At 65.3% G+C, this 17,548-nt stretch carries 16 protein-coding genes; 7 read left to right on the top strand and 9 right to left on the bottom strand.

Annotated elements, in window-relative coordinates; genetic code table 11:
* Positions 1-38: 38 nt before the first annotated feature.
* A complete protein-coding gene (helR, locus tag NY08_RS04665; protein ID WP_045195154.1) occupies positions 39-2,216 on the top strand; it encodes an RNA polymerase recycling motor ATPase HelR in 2,178 nt (725 codons plus the stop codon).
* Here the strand turns inward: helR and NY08_RS04660 are convergent.
* Complete coding sequence (locus tag NY08_RS04660; protein WP_045195152.1) at positions 2,177-3,076, bottom strand: LysR family transcriptional regulator; 900 nt, start codon at positions 3,074-3,076, stop codon at positions 2,177-2,179. The two genes, helR and NY08_RS04660, sit on opposite strands and share 40 nt — an antisense overlap.
* 72 nt (positions 3,077-3,148) lie before the next feature.
* Here NY08_RS04660 and dapA point away from each other — a divergent pair, with 72 nt between their 5' ends.
* From dapA to NY08_RS04630, 6 genes are all read left to right on the top strand, one after another.
* A complete protein-coding gene (gene dapA / locus NY08_RS04655; protein WP_045195151.1) occupies positions 3,149-4,093 on the top strand; it encodes a 4-hydroxy-tetrahydrodipicolinate synthase in 945 nt (314 codons plus the stop codon).
* A gap of 6 nt (positions 4,094-4,099) precedes the next feature.
* A complete protein-coding gene (locus NY08_RS04650; protein ID WP_045195149.1) occupies positions 4,100-6,484 on the top strand; it encodes an ATP-binding cassette domain-containing protein in 2,385 nt (794 codons plus the stop codon).
* A gap of 4 nt (positions 6,485-6,488) precedes the next feature.
* Positions 6,489-7,055 (top strand): isochorismatase family protein, encoded by a 567-nt coding sequence (locus NY08_RS04645; protein ID WP_045195147.1) that lies wholly within the window; start codon positions 6,489-6,491, stop codon positions 7,053-7,055.
* Between the two features lie 7 nt (positions 7,056-7,062).
* The gene (locus tag NY08_RS04640; RefSeq protein WP_045195145.1) at positions 7,063-7,740 is read left to right on the top strand and encodes a GAP family protein; all 678 of its coding nucleotides are present in this window, start codon (positions 7,063-7,065) and stop codon (positions 7,738-7,740) included.
* A 23-nt stretch (positions 7,741-7,763) separates the two neighbouring features.
* Positions 7,764-8,564: a HugZ family pyridoxamine 5'-phosphate oxidase gene (locus tag NY08_RS04635; protein ID WP_045195143.1), complete on the top strand. Its 801-nt coding sequence runs from the start codon at positions 7,764-7,766 to the stop codon at positions 8,562-8,564.
* A 97-nt stretch (positions 8,565-8,661) separates the two neighbouring features.
* Positions 8,662-10,065, top strand: a complete 1,404-nt coding sequence (locus NY08_RS04630) for an NAD(P)/FAD-dependent oxidoreductase (RefSeq protein WP_045195141.1) — start codon at positions 8,662-8,664, stop codon at positions 10,063-10,065.
* Between the two features lie 102 nt (positions 10,066-10,167).
* Here NY08_RS04630 and NY08_RS04625 read toward each other — a convergent pair whose 3' ends face one another.
* From NY08_RS04625 to NY08_RS04590, 8 genes are all read right to left on the bottom strand, one after another.
* A complete protein-coding gene (locus NY08_RS04625) occupies positions 10,168-10,836 on the bottom strand; it encodes an urease accessory protein UreD (RefSeq protein WP_045195138.1) in 669 nt (222 codons plus the stop codon).
* Positions 10,837-10,842: 6 nt separating this feature from the next.
* Positions 10,843-11,547 carry an urease accessory protein UreG gene (ureG, locus tag NY08_RS04620; protein WP_032398114.1) on the bottom strand — a complete coding sequence of 235 codons (705 nt, stop codon included), beginning with the start codon at positions 11,545-11,547 and terminating at the stop codon, positions 10,843-10,845.
* Positions 11,548-11,586: 39 nt separating this feature from the next.
* Positions 11,587-12,243, bottom strand: coding sequence for an urease accessory protein UreF (locus tag NY08_RS04615; protein WP_045195136.1), 657 nt, complete (start codon positions 12,241-12,243; stop codon positions 11,587-11,589).
* On the bottom strand, positions 12,243-13,964 hold the full coding sequence (locus NY08_RS04610; RefSeq protein WP_045195133.1) for an urease subunit alpha: 1,722 nt from the start codon (positions 13,962-13,964) through the stop codon (positions 12,243-12,245). The genes NY08_RS04615 and NY08_RS04610 overlap by 1 nt, the downstream gene beginning before the upstream one ends.
* Positions 13,964-14,596, bottom strand: coding sequence for an urease subunit gamma (locus tag NY08_RS04605; protein ID WP_045195131.1), 633 nt, complete (start codon positions 14,594-14,596; stop codon positions 13,964-13,966). The genes NY08_RS04610 and NY08_RS04605 overlap by 1 nt, the downstream gene beginning before the upstream one ends.
* An 85-nt stretch (positions 14,597-14,681) precedes the next feature.
* Positions 14,682-15,962 (bottom strand): DUF6986 family protein, encoded by a 1,281-nt coding sequence (locus NY08_RS04600; RefSeq protein WP_200893168.1) that lies wholly within the window; start codon positions 15,960-15,962, stop codon positions 14,682-14,684.
* A 5-nt stretch (positions 15,963-15,967) separates the two neighbouring features.
* Positions 15,968-16,429, bottom strand: a complete 462-nt coding sequence (locus NY08_RS04595) for a PaaI family thioesterase (protein ID WP_032398118.1) — start codon at positions 16,427-16,429, stop codon at positions 15,968-15,970.
* A 224-nt stretch (positions 16,430-16,653) separates the two neighbouring features.
* Positions 16,654-17,415 (bottom strand): hypothetical protein, encoded by a 762-nt coding sequence (locus NY08_RS04590; RefSeq protein ID WP_045195127.1) that lies wholly within the window; start codon positions 17,413-17,415, stop codon positions 16,654-16,656.
* Positions 17,416-17,548: the final 133 nt, after the last annotated feature.

Raw genomic sequence — 17,548 nt, 5'->3', positions numbered from 1 at the left:
TGGCTCGCTGCAACCGAGAACCATTCGATCGGAGTCCTGTGAAGCATGTGCACCCAAGCATTTTCGCCCTACCCGACAGCCTCGCACGCAAACGTGATCCAGCGCTGATCGGCCACGACGAGCGACACTTCTCCGCGATACGCTCGAGCATCGAGAAGTCTCGATCCGATACCGCGGCGCAGCTCGCGGCCGCGCAGAAGTCGTCGGGCCGAATGGGCCGAGAGGTGATGGAGCGGGACTTCGAGATTCATAGGTTGGGCGGACGTCTCCGTTCACTTCGTCGGTACGGGGTGGATCTGTGCCTGGGTCGAGTCGTGGCCTCCGATACGGACGAGCCGGTGTACATCGGACGACTCGGATTGTTGGGGACATCGGGTGAACAACTCCTCGTCGACTGGCGCTCCCCCGCGGCCGAACCCTTCTTCGGTGCCACTCACGCCAATCCCATGGGGCTGCGGAGTCGTCGACGATATCGGTGGACGAACGGCACCATCACCGACTATTGGGACGAGGTGTTCGACCTGACCGGACCGATCACCGACGCTGCACTCGACGATCAGTCTGCCTTCATCGCCAGTCTGGGTACGGCACGTTCACCGCGAATGCGTGACGTGCTGGGCACCGTTCGAGCAGATCAGGACGCCATCATTCGAGCGGACGCCCGGGGCGCGCTGGTCGTCGACGGTGGCCCGGGAACCGGGAAGACCGTGGTCGCACTCCATCGCACCGCGTATCTGCTGTACACGGAATCGCGTCTGGGACACAGCCGCGGCGGCGTGCTGTTCGTCGGCCCACACGAGCCGTACCTCGCCTACGTCTCCGACGTCCTTCCGAGTCTGGGTGAGGACGGTGTGCGGACCTGCACCCTCCGGGATCTCGTCGCCGAAGGCACGGACGTGGTCGAAGAGCCGAATCCTGCTGTCGCGCAACTGAAGGCATCCGCCGACATGAGCGTGGCGATAGAGGCGGCCGTTGCGTTCTACGAGCAGCCGCCGACTCGGAACATGATCGTGGAGACGGAGTGGGCCGACCTGAGGCTGACGCCGGACGACTGGGCCGAGGCGTTCGAGGCACCCGATCCCGGCACTGCGCACAACGAGGCTCGCGAACAGGTCTGGGACCTGCTACTGACGATTCTGGCCGACCGCTACGACGGTGACGAGGACCCAACCGAGATACGGAAGTCGTTGCAGAACAATGAGCCTCTGCGCACGGAGCTCGAACGATCCTGGACGATCATCGACGCTGCCGACCTCGTCGCAGATCTGTGGAGCGTTCCGGCGTATCTCCGTAGGTGCGCACCCTGGCTCGGCCCCGAGGAGATTCGTTCACTCCAGCGACCCGATCCGACGCGGTGGACGGTGTCCGATCTGCCACTGCTCGACGCCGCACGAATGCGGCTCGGAGATCCCGAGCATTCACGCCGCACTCGACGTCGCGAGTTGGCCGCGGCTGCGGAGCGTGCGCGAATGGACCGCGTGGTCGACGAACTCATGGCCGCGGACGACGACGAGATGATGGCTGCACAGTTGCGGCAGGACGGAATTCGCGATGCACTCGTCGATTCGGCGGGCTTCGAGGAGATCCCGACGGATCCCTCGGCGGGGCCGTTCGCACACATCGTCGTCGACGAGGCGCAGGAGTTGACCGACGCGCAGTGGCAGATGGTCCTGCGACGATGCCCGTCGGGCAGCATCACCATCGTCGGAGACCGGGCGCAAGCGCGGCAGGGGTTCGCCGAGTCCTGGGTCGAACGGCTCGGACGGGTCGGACTCGACCGGGTGAGGATCGCCACCCTCGGTGTCAATTACCGCACCCCGCGGGAAGTCATGGCCGCGGCCGAGCCGGTGATTCGCGCGGCGCTGCCGGACGCCAATGTTCCGGTCTCCATCCGCAGCACCGGTGTGCCCGTCGAATACGCAGACACGGCAGATCTGGCATCGATTCTCGACCGATGGCTGGACTCGAATCCCTCCGGAATCGCTTGCGTCATAGGCAATCGTGCATTTCCGGAGTCGGAGCGAATCCGATCCCTGACTCCGCAGTTGTCGAAGGGACTCGAATTCGATCTGGTCGTTCTGATCGACCCGGATTCCTTCGGGACAGGAGTCGAGGGTGCCGTCGACACGTACGTGGCTATGACACGCGCGACCGGACGGCTGGTGCTGCTGACCACTCAGCGCGAGGCCGCATGGAGGACGTCCAGCACAGCATGAATGGCCGGGCTGGCGTCGGCGCTGCGCCGCCACGCAGCCTGCACCTCACGAGCGGGAGCGCGCTCGAGCGGCACCGCGACGAGACCGGCTCCGAGCAGCGGACGCGCGAGGCGAGGTACCAGAGCGAGAACATCGTCGGCTTCGACCAGCGCGAGTTGCGTGGAGAAGTCGTCGACGAGATGGCGAACGTCGACCTCGGCGGACGTCTCGGCGAACAGCCGACGAAACCACTGGTGACATACCGTCCCGGCCGGGCTCGTCACCCACGGGTACCGAGCGAGGTCGGCATGGGTCAACGCGGTCTTCCGTCGAGCGAGGGGGTGAGTTCGCTTCATGATCACGTCGCCGAAGTCCGTGTGAATCGGTTGCCGAACGACCGAGGGAGGAGCGGGCACCCATACCCCGTCTGCGTCGTGCACCAACGCCAGGTCGGCGGTACCGGCATACACGCTGTGCAGTGCACGATCCGGATCCTCCTCGCTGATGTGCACGGTCAGATCCGGATACCGTCGATCCAGCTCGACCAGCGCGGGCGCCAGCAAGCCGCGCACCGCGGTCGAGAATCCGACCAGCCGAACGACCCCACGTGGCACGCCCTCGTCTGCGGATCGAGCCGCCTCGACGCACCGTTCGAGAGCGTCGAACACCTCCCCCGCGGACTCGACCACCGCCCGGCCTGCGGGGGTGAGCACGACCCCCCGACCGGCCTGCGCCAGCACCGGGGTACCGATCTGCCGTTCGAGTCGTTTGATCTGCTGGGAGATCGCCGAAGAGGTGTAGCCGAGTTCGTCGGCCGCCCGCGCAAGAGTGCCCAGGGCTGCGACGGCCCGTAGGGCGTGCAGAGCACTGAAATCGATCATGAAGCAAAAATACGCAGTATTACGGAAAATGCATCGCTGGACCTCATCTATCCGGCGGTTCACACTCGGACCATGATCACCACTGCATCGCCGGCCTCGACGAGCTTCGGCGCAAACGTCGTCGCCATGGCGACCCCCATGCACCCCGATGGATCGCTCGACCGAGGGGGCGTCGATGCCCTTCTCGCGCATCTGTCGGCAACACGGTGTGATGGCGTCGTCGTCGCCGGAACGACCGGAGAAGCACCTACCCTGACGCGCCACGAAATCTCGCAGCTGATTTCCCGGACACGTCGTCATCGCCATCACTCTCTTCGTGTGACCGCGGGAGTCGGCACCAACGACACCTCCACGGGGATCGAGATGGCTCGGTCCGCAGCGGCAGCCGGTGCCTACGCACTGTTGATCACCGCTCCGTACTACTCGCGCCCCACCCAGACCGGCATCGCAGAGCACATCGTCGCCATCGCCGAGGCAGGTGGGCTGCCCGTCATGGTCTACGACGTCCCGGCGCGCACAGGTGTGGCCATCGAGGCGTCGACGCTCGAGGCACTCTCTCGTCACCCCCTCATCGGTGCCGTCAAGGACGCGAAGGGTGATCTGTACGAGGCCATGACCGTCATGTCCTCGACGGACCTCGCCTACTACTGCGGAATCGACGAACTCGCGCTCCCCTACCTAGCCTCCGGTGCAACAGGACTGGTCAGCGTCACCGGCAATGTGGTGGCAGACCGCTACGCCGAGCTGATCGATGCGGTCCGCGCGGGCGACCTGCTCCGGGCGAACGCAGTACAGCGATCACTGCTGCCGTTGACCGATGCCGTCATGCGCACGACGCAGGGAGCCGTCATGGCCAAGGCCGCACTCGCCAGGATCGGCGTCATCTCCGACGCGACCGTGCGACGCCCACTTCTGGAGTCCTCCGCGGCAGATCTGAGACGGCTCGACGCTGCCCTCTCGGCCACCGGAATCGATCAGGAATCGAGAAGCAGGCACGTTCCGGTACGACTAGCCTGACTGCTCATGGCGACGAAGAAGGTCACGCAGGGCTCGGCACCGCATGCTGCCGACAGTCACGATTTGATTCGTGTGCAGGGGGCGCGGCAGAACAATCTTCAGGACATCGATGTCGAATTACCCAAGCGCCGACTGACCGTGTTCACCGGCGTCTCCGGCTCCGGCAAGAGCTCGCTGGTCTTCAGTACGATTGCGGCCGAATCACAGCGCATGATCAACGAGACCTACAGTGCCTTCGTTCAAGGATTCATGCCCACGCTGGGCCGACCGGATGTCGACGTCATGGACGGACTCACCACGGCCATCATCGTCGATCAACAGCGCATGGGCGCCAATCCCCATTCCACCGTCGGCACTGCGACCGACGCCAACGCCATGCTCCGGATCCTGTTCAGCCGAATCGGAAAGCCGTACATCGGCTCCGCACAGGCCTTTTCGTTCAACGTCGCATCGGTGTCCGGTGCAGGCGCGTACAAGGTGGACAAGGGCGGTAGGCAGACCACCGAGAAGAAGTCCTTTTCCGTGACCGGTGGCATGTGCCCGCGCTGCGAGGGCAGAGGCGCCGTCAGCGACTTCGACCTCACCGCGCTCTACGACGCGAGCAAGTCATTGAACGAGAGCGCGATCACGATCCCCGGTTACAGCATGGAAGGCTGGTACGGGCGCATTTTCCGCGGCTGTGGGTACTTCGACCCGGACAAGCCCATCTCGAAATACACGAAGAAGGAGCTCGACGATCTGCTCTATCGCGAGCCGACGAAAATCAAGGTCGAAGGCATCAATCTGACCTACTCGGGTCTCGTGCCTCAGATCCAGAAATCGTTCCTGTCCAAGGACGTCGACGCAATGCAGCCGCATATCCGCGCATTCGTCGAACGCGCGATCACCTTCACGACATGTCCCGACTGCAACGGCACCCGACTCAACGAGGGCGCTCGGTCGTCGAAGATCGACGGCATCAACATCGCCGACGCATGTTCCATGCAGATCAGCGACCTGGCGAAGTGGGTCGGCGGCCTGAAGGAACCGTCGGTGGCACCACTGCTGACCACGCTCGGCGAAACCCTCGACTCGTTCGTCGAAATCGGACTCGGCTACCTGAGCCTGGATCGGCCGTCGGGAACACTGTCCGGCGGAGAGGCCCAGCGCACCAAGATGATTCGCCACCTCGGATCGTCGTTGACCGATGTGACCTACGTGTTCGACGAACCGACCACCGGTCTGCATCCCCACGACATCGAGCGAATGAACAATCTGCTGCTTCAGCTGCGGGACAAGGGAAACACCGTGCTGGTAGTGGAGCACAAGCCCGAGACGATCTCCATCGCAGACCACGTCGTCGATCTGGGTCCCGGTGCGGGAAGCGCAGGCGGGCACGTCTGTTTCGAGGGCACCGTCGACGGTTTACGGCGGAGCGACACCGTCACCGGTCGGCATTTCGACGATCGGGCAGCACTGAAGAAATCCGTACGCGAATTCTCCGAGGTGCTGGAGATTCGCGGCGCGAACTCCCACAATCTGCGCGAAGTGGACGTCGACGTTCCACTCGGTGTGCTGGTCGTCGTCACCGGCGTCGCAGGCTCGGGCAAGAGTTCACTCGTTCACGGATCGCTCTCGGGGACAGACGATGTGGTGTCGGTCGATCAAGGGGCCATCCGTGGATCACGGCGAAGCAACCCCGCAACGTACACCGGGCTGCTCGAACCGATCCGAAAGGCGTTCGCCAAGGAGAACGCCGTCAAACCCGCGCTGTTCAGCTCGAACTCCGAAGGCGCGTGCCCGACGTGCAACGGCGCGGGCGTCATCTACAGCGACCTCGCGATGATGGCCGGCGTCGCCACGGTGTGCGAGGAGTGCGAGGGCAAGCGATTCCAAGCATCGGTACTCGAGTACCACTTCGGCGGACGCAACATCGACGAGGTGCTGTCGATGTCGGTCGCCGAGGCCGAGGAGTTCTTCGCCGACGGCGCGGCCAAACTGCTACCGGCGCACAAGATTCTGCAGCGCTTGAACGACGTCGGGCTCGGATACCTCAAGATCGGCCAGCCGTTGACCACACTGTCGGGTGGCGAACGCCAACGCCTCAAGCTGGCGACGCACATGGCCGACAAGGGCGGGATCTACGTGCTCGACGAGCCCACCACCGGGCTGCATCTCGCCGATGTCGACAAGTTGCTCGGGTTGCTCGACCGGCTGGTCGACTCCGGCAAGTCGGTGATCGTGATCGAGCACCATCAGGCCGTCATGGCCCACGCCGACTGGATCATCGATCTCGGACCGGGTGCCGGCCACGACGGAGGCCTCGTCGTGTTCGAGGGAACACCGTCCGATCTGGTGGCAGACGGTTCGACCCTGACCGGCCGGCACCTGGCCGCGTACGTAGGGAGCTGACTACGTGACCACCCTGGCCCACCGGAACGCCACCGCACTGGTGATCGTCGACGTGCAGAACGACGTGATGGTCGCCGTCCACGACCGGCAGCCCGTCGTCGACAACATCGTGACCCTGGTATCGCGAGCCCGAGAGACGAGCACGCCGGTGATCTGGGTGCAGCACTCCGCCGAGAAGGAGCTGCGCTTCGGGACGGACGGGTGGAAGCTTCTCGACGCTCTGCCCGTGGTTCCAGGCGATCGAATCGTCCACAAGAAGCACGGCGACGCCTTCGAGGACACCGGTCTCGAAGCCGACCTCGCTTCGTTCGGCGTGGGGCACGTCGTCATCGCCGGCGCGCACACGGACTTCTGCATCAGGTCTACGCTGCACGGAGCCTTGGTCCGCGGATACGACGTGACGCTGGTGAGCGATGCCCACACCGCCGAGGATCTGACCGAGTGGGGCGCGCCGCCACCTGCCCAGGTCATCGCGCACACGAACATGTACTGGGACAACCAGACCGCTCCCGGCCGCATTGCCGAGGCCGTCGTCACCGAGAAGGTCGATTTCACCGGACCGATACCCTGAACCCTCCATGGTGACCTTGCTGCTCGCTCTCGTCGGATTCGCGATCCTCGATTCGCTCGACGTGTTGTTGATCGGCGTGACCGCAGCCATCGCAGTGCACGCGAGAACCACCCGCCGGTCCCCGTTCCGAGCCGGGCTGGCCTTCGTCGGCGGAGTGTTCACGGCGACGACCACATTCGGCATCCTCACCGTTCTCGGCATCGACTTCTTCACCGATCTGTTCGACATCACCATCACTCCCACGGTGCGGTATCGCACGGAACTCGCGATCGGGCTGGTACTGATCACACTCGGTGCTCTGCGCACCACCGAGCGCCGCCCACCGGAGTGGGCGGCTCGAGCCGGCTCCAGCATCCCCGTCGTCGCCTTGACCGGACTGACGATCGGTCTGGTGCAGGGCCCGACGGCAGTGCCGTACCTCGCGGGGCTGACGATGCTCTCGACGTACGATCCCCGTCCGCCGTGGTGGCCGGCCATCGTGGTCGTCTACTGCCTGATCGGGCTCCTGCCACCCGTCCTCGTGCTGATTCTGGCGTCGAGGAAGAGTCGACGCTCGAGGCGCGCGTTCACCGCGACCGTCCGAGCCCTGATGCGGTACGGCCCTCCGACGGTGCGCGTCGTCTTCGTCGTGCTCGGCGTCGCACTCGTCGCCGACGCCCTGATTCATGCCGGAGACCTCCTGTAGGTCGCCGTCGTAAGCTTCTGCGCATGGCACTCGATCACGGCGATCCCGGTGACGCCCCGTCCGTTCCCCCTCCCCTGGCCCCGGTCGTCGACGACCGTCGACCCTCACCGGCCGAAGAAGCGCGCACGATCGCTGCGTCCACCAACACCGCAACTCTCGCGAGCCTGACCGCGGACGGCGATCCCTGGGCCTCGTTCGTCACCTACGGATTGCTCGACGGCGCGCCGGTTCTGTGTGTCTCGCGCATGGCCGAGCACGGACGCAACCTCGCAGGCGATCAACGAATGAGCCTGTCGATCGTGGCACCGCAATCGCAGACCGATCCGCTGGCATCGGGCCGAATCACGCTGGCAGGCGTGGTCGAGCGGCCCGAGGGTGACGAATTGGCCGCGGCCCGCGCAGCGCATCTCGACGGCGTACCGGCGGCGAAGTACTACCTGGACTACAGCGACTTCACGCTGTGGATCATGCGCGTGCATCGGGTCCGGTGGGTCGGCGGATACGGCCGAATGGATTCGGCAACTGCCGAGGCGTATTCCCAGGCTGCGCCCGATCCGGTGTCGCCGACCTCGGGATACGCGATAGAGCACCTCAACGCCGACCACTCGTCGTCCTTGACTGCGATGGCCCGCGAACTGGGCGGCTTTCCCGATGCCACGTCCGCCGAGTGCACGGCCGCGGACCGCTACGGACTGGATCTGAAGGTGTTCACTCCGCGCGGAATCGCGTACACACGGGTCGGTTATGCGACTCCGATCGACTCGGCCACCGAACTGCGGGCCGCGACCGTGGAACTTGCGAAGCGCGCAGCAGCCGGCCGATAGGTGTGGACTGCCATCACGGACACGACGACCTTGTCGAGACGTCGCGATGGATGGCGACTACCGTTGACCTCACACCGCAATCGTTAGGGAGCAGGTAATGAGCATCCAACCGCTCGAATCGAAGCGTCACCGCGTCGTCGTCATCGGTTCCGGGTTCGGAGGTCTGTTCGGCGTCAAGGCCCTCAAGAAAGCCGACGTCGACATCACCCTCGTCGCCAAGACGACACACCACCTTTTCCAACCTCTCCTCTATCAGGTCGCGACAGGCATCCTGTCCGTCGGCGAGATCGCTCCCACCACCCGCGTCATTCTGCGCAAGCAGAAGAACGCAGAGGTGCTGCTCGGAGACGTGCTGAACATCGATCTCGAGGCCAAGACGGTGACGTCCAAGCTTCTCGAACGCATCACCGTCACCCCGTTCGACAGCCTGATCGTCGCAGCAGGCGCGCAGCAGTCCTACTTCGGCAACGATCACTTCGCCGAGTTCGCACCCGGCATGAAGACCATCGACGATGCACTCGAGCTGCGTGGACGCATCCTCGGTGCGTTCGAGCAGGCCGAACTCTCCGACGATCAGGAAGAGAAGGACCGCCTCATGACCTTCGTGGTCGTCGGCGCGGGCCCCACCGGCGTCGAGCTCGCCGGGCAGATCGCCGAGCTCGCCGATCGCACCCTCGACGGTGCCTTCCGCAACATCGATCCCCGCGACGCCCGTGTCATCCTGCTCGACGCCGCCCCCGCCGTACTGCCGCCGATGGGCGAGAAGCTCGGCCGCAAGGCCGCCGAACGGCTCGAGAAGCTCGGCGTCGAGATCCAGCTCAACGCGATGGTCACCGACGTCGACAACGACGGCCTGACGGTCAAGGAGAAGGACGGCACCACGCGTCGCATCGAGGCGCAGTGCAAGGTCTGGTCCGCAGGCGTGCAGGGCAGCCCTCTCGGCAAGCAGCTCGCCGACCAGTCGGGATCGGAGACCGACCGCGCCGGACGTGTGCTGGTGGAACCGGACCTCACCGTCAAGGGCCACCCGAACGTGTTCGTGATCGGCGACCTGATGTCGGTCAAGGACGTTCCGGGCATGGCGCAGGGTGCCATTCAGGGCGCGACCTACGCTGCCAAGCTGATCAAGGCATCGGTCAAGGGCCAGGACGATCCCGCCCAGCGGACCCCGTTCAAGTACTTCGACAAGGGTTCGATGGCAACGGTGTCGCGATTCAACGCGGTCGCCAAGGTCGGCAAACTCGAATTCGGCGGATTCATCGCCTGGCTCATGTGGCTCGCTCTGCACCTGTACTACCTCGTGGGCTACCGCAGCCGCATCACGACCGTCATCTCGTGGTTCGTGACGTTCCTCGGCAAGGGCCGCGCGCAGATGGCGTCGACCGAGCAGCAGGTGTTCGCGCGACTTGCCATCGAGCAACTCAATTCCCTCGAGCGTGCGGGGGCCGTCGAGGCAGCCGCGGACGAGTCGGACCAGGAACGCGAGAAGGCGGCAGGCTGATCGACCCCGAACCGGGAATCGACCGAAACAAGCTCTGACACAACGCATCGGCCGACGGGATACCGTCGGCCGATGCGTTGCTCGTTGTCCGAGCGGCCGGTCTCACATCCCCGGTTCGACGGGCAGCAGACGACGACCCACCGAGGTACTCAGCGAGCCGCCGCCGGCCAACGCCAGCCGGACGGTGCCGTCGGCCAGATCGACCTCGGACGCCCGGGTATCGGGATAGCGCAGAGTACTGGACATCGACAGCGGTGCCGACAACGCGTCGTGCGCAACCGATCCCGCGCCCAGTTCCACTCGATGGCGTAACAGCGGGCTACCCCCGACATCGCATCGAATCGCACTGCTCCAGTGCCCCGACGCTTCCTCGAAGCGGCCGATCTGGGTACGCTCACGCATCCGTAGGGTGGAATCCTGTTCCAGTACAACGGTGTTGATCACCGAATGCGAGGCGTCGGAGACGACGACCATCGGTTCGGGATCGAAGATCAGCGACGCGCCTGCACCGACCTCGAAGTGCCACTGCGCGGACGAGTGACGGTGCAGCCCACCCGGCATCGCCAACGAGGCTGCGACACTGCGCACCTCCAGATGCGCCCCGGCCGCCACCGAGATTCTCACCACGATGGTGTCACCGCCGAGAGGAGTTGCCGCCGTACCGATCAGGTGAACTGTGTCCGGTCCCGTCTGGCGGCCTGCGAGTCCGCCCACCGAGGTGATACGAGGGCTCCGGCTGCGGCTCGCGTCGATGCAGAGCTCTGTGTGCATCGACGCTCAGTGCGTGTGGGCATGCGCGTCGGCGTCGGCGATCACCTTCAGCTGCTCTCGCACCCACTCGAGCACGGTGGTCGCCGCGGGATCGTCGGTGAGGGAGATCAGCGCAGTCGGCCGCCCCTCGCGCACCTGGGCCGCGTCCCGCTCCATGACACCGAGATCGGCTCCGACGTACGGGGCGAGGTCGGTCTTGTTGACGACCAGCAGGTCGGAGAACGTCACACCGGGACCGCCCTTGCGCGGCACCTTGTCTCCCCCGGCCACGTCGACGACGAATATCTGAACGTCGATCAGACCGGACGAGAACGTCGCCGTCAGATTGTCGCCACCGGATTCCACGAGAATCAGATCGAGGGGCGGGTTGTTCTCGATCAGATCGTCGATGGCGTCGAGGTTGGCCGTGATGTCGTCACGAATCGCCGTGTGCGGGCAGCCACCGGTCTGTACTGCGGTGATCCGCTCGTCGGGCAACACCGCGTGCCGACGCAGGAAGTCCGCATCCTCGGTGGTGTAGATGTCGTTGGTGAGCACGCCGAGTGAGAGCTCGTCGCGCAGCTGGCGGCACAACGCGGCCACCAACGCCGTCTTGCCGGAGCCGACGGGCCCACCGATTCCGACTCGCAGCGCGTCGCCTGCCGCCCGTGCGCGCTTGGGGCGATCCAAACCGTGGTCGTGGGGCTCACCGTCGATCAGGTGCGGGGGCATGTCGAACTCCTTGTCACTAGAGGAAAAATGGATCCGTGTTCAGGATACGAACAACGGCCGATCGCGGATGGCGTGGGCTTCGGCGAACATGTCCAGCAAGGGATCCGACAACTCCATCAGCTCGGGCAGGCAGTCGCACACCGCGGCGGTCACGTCGTCGCAGAAATCACCCAACCGGATGGTGGTCGCCGCTACCTCGGCCGGGTCGAGGGCGAGCAGACGCTGCGCGGCGATCGCCGACCCGGTCATGGTGATGTAGACCTGCACCGCGGCCGTGTCCGCCACCGACAGACCCGCCGCGAGTCCGACATGCCCTGCAGCAACAGCGAGGTGCGGCTTTCGTCCGATCGACGACCAATCATGGTGCGGCCAGGCGGACTTGGCCAGCCGGAGCAGTCCGCGACCTTGAGCGCGGGAGGCAGATCTGGCGGCCGGGGACGGGGTTCGTGCGTCGGATTCGGCATCGGCCCGGTCCGTGCTCGACGACCCTTGCACCAGCGATGCGGCAATGGACGCCGTCGTCGCTCCGGAGGTTCGGATACGGCGTCGTAGAAACGCTTCGAGCGTCGTGATGTCTCGAACGAACCCCGAGGCGATCGCTTCCTCGACGCCGCCCGAGTGCACGTGGCCACCGGTGGGGAGGCGTGAATCGGCAAGCGAGAGAAGCGTCGTCACCTGGAGGCGGGCATCGGGCATCAGAACAGGAAGTATCGCTGCGCCATCGGCAGTTCGGTTGCCGGCTGCTCGGTCCACACGTCACCGTCGATGCGGACGGTGAAGGTGTCGGGATCCACTCGGATATCGGGTAGAGCGTCGTTCAGTGCCATGTCCGACTTCCTGACACCGCGCACGTTCTTGACCGGAACGAGCCGGCGATCGCAGTTCAGACGCCCGGCCAGTCCGTCCTCGATCGCCTGCGGGGCAACGAAATGCAACGACGTCGCGGCCGCAGCCTTGGGTGACGCCCCGAACATCGGACGAGGTAGTTCCGGTTGCGGGGTCGGGATGGACGCGTTCGCATCTCCCATGGCTGCCCACGCGATCATGCCGCCCTTGACGACCATGTGTGGACGGACGCCGAAGAAGGCCGGATCCCACAGCACCAGGTCGGCGAGTTTGCCCGGTTCGATCGAACCGATCTCGTCGTCGAGGCCGTGTGCGACGGCCGGGCAGATGGTGTATTTCGCGACGTAGCGCATGACGCGGTTGTTGTCGGCTCCGTTGTCGCCGGCCAGGAATCCGCGACGAGATTTCATCACGTGCGCCGTCTGCCACGTACGCAGGACGACCTCACCTATCCGGCCCATGGCCTGAGCATCGCTGCCGATCATCGAGATCGCACCCATGTCGTGCAGCAGATCCTCGGCTGCGATCGTCGACGGACGAATTCGACTCTCGGCGAAAGCCAGGTCCTCCGGAATCGATGGACTGAGGTGATGGCACACCATGAGCATGTCGAGATGTTCGTCGAGGGTGTTGACGGTGTGGGGACGGGTCGGGTTGGTCGAGCTGGGGAGCACGTGCGGCTGCGCCGCCACGGTGATGATGTCGGGTGCGTGCCCGCCGCCCGCACCCTCGGTGTGATACGCGTGGATTCCGCGTCCCTTGATCGCATCGAGAGTGGTCTCGACGAATCCGGCCTCGTTCAGGGTGTCCGAGTGCAGAGCGGCTTGAACACCTGCGTCCTCGCACACGCGCAAGCACGCGTCGATCGCGGCGGGAGTCGACCCCCAGTCCTCGTGCAGCTTGAATCCCGATGCGCCTGCGCGCAATTGCTCCCACATCGAGTCGGGATTGACCGTGTTGCCCTTCCCGAGCAGCACGATGTTCATCGGCCAATCGTCCAGCGACTCGAGCATCCGGGACAGGTGCCATGCACCCGGGGTGACGGTGGTGGCCTTGCTGCCCTCGGCGGGCCCGGTACCGCCTGCGATCACGGTGGTGATGCCGCCACCGAGAGCCTCCTCCTTGATCTGCGGGCAGATCAGGTGGACGTGACAGTCGATGCCGCCGGCCGTGACGATCTTCCCGTTGCCCGCGATGATTTCGGTGGACGGGCCGATGACGAGATCGGGATGCACCCCGGTCATGGTGTCGGGATTGCCCGCCTTGCCCAGTGCCACGATCCGTCCGTCGCGAATACCGAGATCGGCCTTGATGATTCCCCAGTAGTCGACGACGACCACTCCCGTGATCACCGTGTCGGGAGCGCCGTCGGCGCGGGTGGCTCGGGACTGCCCCATCGATTCACGGATGACTTTGCCGCCGCCGAACACGGCTTCCTCACCGGCTGTGCCTGGTCCACCACTGCGGTCCTCGGTCACCTCGATCAGAAGATCGGTGTCTGCCAAGCGGATTCGATCGCCCGTCGTCGGGCCGAACAACTGGGCGTATCGACTGCGGCTCATGCGCGCCATCAGCTGTCCAACTTTCCGGGAGGTGTCATGCTCAATCCGTGGACCTCGCGCGTGCCACCGAGTGGCACGAGCCGAATCGTCTGTTCGATTCCTGGCTCGAAACGCACTGCCGTGCCCGCGGGTATGTCGAGGCGGCAACCGTGCGCCCTCTCGCGGTCGAACTGCAGCGCAGCGTTGGACTGCGGGAAATGTACGTGACTACCCACCTGCACCGGGCGATCTCCCGCGTTGACGACGGCCATGGATATCACCTCGGCACCTTCGTTGATCTCGATGTCGCCTGCGACGGTGATGATCTCGCCCGGAATCAGGTGACCGTCACCCCGCTTGGGGGAGATCGGCTCGTGCACGGTGATCAGCTTCGTACCATCGGGGAAAGTCGCTTCCACCATCACCTCGGGGAGCAACTCGGGCACACCGTCGAGCACGTCGTCGGCACCGAGAATCTCGCGTCCCGAGGACATCAGGTCGGCGACAGATCGTCCGTCGCGGGCACCCTCGAGGAGGTGATCGGTGATGACCGCGATCGCCTCGGGGTGATTGAGTTTGAGGCCGCGTGCCTGGCGACGCCGAGCGAGTTCGGCCGCGTAGCTGACGAGCAGTCGGTCCTGCTCGTGCGGAGACAACCGCATTGGAGTTCTCCGTCCCGATCGGTGATGGTGCTCGGCAATTCTGACACGCTTGCGACCCGTCGGCAGCGGAGCGCGCCGACGTCTCTCATCCGAGCGGCACGGTCACCGATCGATCGAGCAGTCCCCGCAGCACGTCTCGGTCGATGCCGGCAGCGACGTTCTGCAGCTCGGTGATGCCGAACGCGCCCGAATCCAGGCCTCGGACCACAACGCCTGCCAACGCCTGCGCCGTCGCCGGTTCGTCCATCACCTCACCACCCTGGCGATCGAGATAGCTGCCCAGCCGAGCAGCAGCGACCGGCATGGCCTGACGGAAGAAGCCGAAGGTGGCAAGCCATCGCGTCACCAGATGCCCGGGATGCATGTCCCAGCCCTGATAGAAGCCCCGTTCGAGCGATCTGGTCACCAGCTCGAAGTGTCGACGCGCGGATGCCGCCACCTGTGTGGGATCACCGGTCGGCACCACCTGGGTCGAACCGTCGCACACCCACACCCCGGTCTGTGCCGCTGCCACCAACATCACGTTCTTCGCGTGGTCCGCCACCGGATGGGCCAATGATTGCTGCGCAGAGGTGATTCCGCAGGCGGCACTGTAGTCGTAGGTCCCGTAGTGCAGGGACTTGCAACGACCGTCCGCCCTGGTGATCGCACGCGCGAGTGTCACCGTTCCGTCCGCCCCGATGACCGCCTGCGGGCTCTCGATCTGCAGCTCGAATCGCAGGGCTCGATCGGGAAGCCCGTGCGCACGCTCGAGTTCTTCGCACAGGGCGACGACAGCAGCTACCTGCGCCGCGGCACGGAGCTTGGGCACGGTGAACACGAAGCCGTCGGGCACTCCCCCGGCCCCGTCCAGGACCAGCTCCAGGGTGCGGATTCCGCGTCGACGCTCATGTGCGGCAAGCCCTTTGGCACGAATCCCCAGCCACGTCGGACCGGCCGCATCCTCTGCCAAGGCGGACAGTGCCGCGCCGACCGCCCTCGCATGGCTGTCCTCGACGGCATCCGATCGCCACCCGTAGCCGTCCTCGAAGTCGAATCTGAGGTCCTGGATCGGCGCACTGCCGAGCCGGTCTCGCACCAGGGGTAGTGCGTCCTCGGTGTCGAGTTCGGCGAACGCCTCGGGCTGAGCGTCCAGGATTGCCAGGGCGGCGGCACCCCATTCGGCGGGCACGGAGGCCGACGCATCCGAGGCCGATACGTAGACGGTGTGAGAGGGCTGGCCGCCGACTCGGTCACCCGGATAATGCTGTGCGAGTTCGTCGTCGATGGGACCGAACAGTGATTCGAGGCGATCGAACGCGTCGGAAGTCAGTGCGGTCTCCGTCGACCGTAGGGAAGAGTCGGCGCTGTCGCTGTGTCCCGTCATGGGCATCACTGTCCCAGATGCGCCGTGTTTTCGATATTCGCCAGCCGGACCTTGCCCTGAGCAACCAGGCGTCCGTTCTCGTCCGTCATGTCGACCTGCCAGAGCTGCTGCGTCCGTCCCCGATGAATCGGATGTCCGTGCGCGCTCAGGGTTCCCGACCGAGTCGCGCGCAGGAAGTCGGTGTTGTTGTTGGTTCCGACGACGTGGCCGCGCGAGCCGAACCACGCCGATCCACCGATACTCGCCACCGACTCGACCACCGAACACAGCACACCCCCGTGCATGATTCCGGCCGGTTGATGGAGCTGCGGGGTGACGGTCCATTCCGCGCGCACCTCGTCGCCGGTCACCTCGAGGTACCGCAGGCCGAGAACCCCGTCGAACCCTCGTGCACACAATTCGGTGAGCTGTTCCGGCGTCATGGTGTCGAAGGTGCTCTCCCCCGTGGTGCCGTTCGAGTCCGTCATAGCTGTGCCTTCCGGTTGCGTCGAGATGGTCCGGCCGACTCGGCTGTCGACTCTCGTTCAGAGATACACGACGATCGACCCACGAAAATCGGTGGGCCTCTCGTTCGTCGAGAACGAGAGGCCCACCGTGGCAAGGACCGGGAGTCACTGCAGCCCTCAGGACTCCGGCGCGGTCCGTTGGTACGAAGTCAGCATAGGCATACCTTAGTTTCGGCGCAAGATCGTCACGATGCCCGGAGTCTCGCTCGCCCCGGAACCCCGACTCGCGCGCGGACGGGAGCCCCGGCCGCGACCATGGCGTCGAGCAGCATCTGTCCCCGGCGAGCACCTGCCGACGCACTCGCCCCCGCCAGAATCGGCACGTACGTCGAAGCCCCGAGGATGGCGTCGCCGACCAGAGCCCAGAAGACACGCGCGTCCAGCGGTGCGCGCTCGGCGATCGCACGGAACACCGCGCCGAGCGAGGTCGTGCAGCGATGCGCAGTCCAGACCAACAGTGCTCGTTCACACGGCAATGTGACCGTGCCGGGCTCGCCCGCGGCAGGATCCTCGGGGAGCACTCGCAGGATCGGCGATGCCACTCCCGCCCAATCGATTCCCCCGTCGCTGTCCATGTGGATCCACAGATTGTCGATGCCCGGATCCCAGGCTCGTGCCTCCAGGACCAGGAGCGCGGCCACGCGGCCGACGACGGCGTGAATCAGGGCCGTCGCTACCTGCACTGCCGCGGCTTCGGGAACATCGAGATCCTCGAGCGATCGTCGGTACATCTGCTCGACGCGACCGTCGTCGAGCCCTACCGCCAGCTGCCACCAGCGGCGTTTGCCCTCGTTCGCCATGGCGGCCACCGCGTACATCCGCGGGTAGTCGGGATTGAGTGCACGCAGGGTCGCGCACGAGTCGGCCAACAGCGCCGCCCCGCCGGATCGATTCGAGAATCGATGCACATCGGCCCAGCCCGTGTACGACGCTGTTGCAACTGACACCTGATCGCTCCTTGGGTTCTCGGCGGGTGCTCACGTCGCACCCCTTCAATGTAGGTTAGCCTAACCAGATCGTAAAGCGGGTCAGGCACCGCTACCCTTACCTCACCTCACGTGTCGAGCAAGGGTTCCGTAA

Source organism: Rhodococcus sp. B7740 (genome assembly GCF_000954115.1).
Lineage (GTDB): Bacteria > Actinomycetota > Actinomycetes > Mycobacteriales > Mycobacteriaceae > Rhodococcoides.
The sequence above is the reverse complement of the archived record's forward strand: the minus strand, read 5'-3'. Positions and strand labels throughout refer to the sequence as shown.

What these genes read in the sequence shown, in the direction of transcription:
- NY08_RS04660 (WP_045195152.1), bottom strand. Translation starts at nt 3,076, where the DNA reads ATGATCGATTTCAGTGCTCTGCACGCCCTACGGGCCGTCGCAGCCCTG.
- dapA (WP_045195151.1), top strand. Translation starts at nt 3,149, where the DNA reads ATGATCACCACTGCATCGCCGGCCTCGACGAGCTTCGGCGCAAACGTC.
- NY08_RS04650 (WP_045195149.1), top strand. Translation starts at nt 4,100, where the DNA reads ATGGCGACGAAGAAGGTCACGCAGGGCTCGGCACCGCATGCTGCCGAC.
- NY08_RS04640 (WP_045195145.1), top strand. Translation starts at nt 7,063, where the DNA reads ATGGTGACCTTGCTGCTCGCTCTCGTCGGATTCGCGATCCTCGATTCG.
- NY08_RS04635 (WP_045195143.1), top strand. Translation starts at nt 7,764, where the DNA reads ATGGCACTCGATCACGGCGATCCCGGTGACGCCCCGTCCGTTCCCCCT.
- NY08_RS04630 (WP_045195141.1), top strand. Translation starts at nt 8,662, where the DNA reads ATGAGCATCCAACCGCTCGAATCGAAGCGTCACCGCGTCGTCGTCATC.
- NY08_RS04625 (WP_045195138.1), bottom strand. Translation starts at nt 10,836, where the DNA reads ATGCACACAGAGCTCTGCATCGACGCGAGCCGCAGCCGGAGCCCTCGT.
- ureG (WP_032398114.1), bottom strand. Translation starts at nt 11,547, where the DNA reads ATGCCCCCGCACCTGATCGACGGTGAGCCCCACGACCACGGTTTGGAT.
- NY08_RS04615 (WP_045195136.1), bottom strand. Translation starts at nt 12,243, where the DNA reads ATGCCCGATGCCCGCCTCCAGGTGACGACGCTTCTCTCGCTTGCCGAT.
- NY08_RS04610 (WP_045195133.1), bottom strand. Translation starts at nt 13,964, where the DNA reads ATGGCGCGCATGAGCCGCAGTCGATACGCCCAGTTGTTCGGCCCGACG.
- NY08_RS04605 (WP_045195131.1), bottom strand. Translation starts at nt 14,596, where the DNA reads ATGCGGTTGTCTCCGCACGAGCAGGACCGACTGCTCGTCAGCTACGCG.
- NY08_RS04600 (WP_200893168.1), bottom strand. Translation starts at nt 15,962, where the DNA reads ATGACGGGACACAGCGACAGCGCCGACTCTTCCCTACGGTCGACGGAG.
- NY08_RS04595 (WP_032398118.1), bottom strand. Translation starts at nt 16,429, where the DNA reads ATGACGGACTCGAACGGCACCACGGGGGAGAGCACCTTCGACACCATG.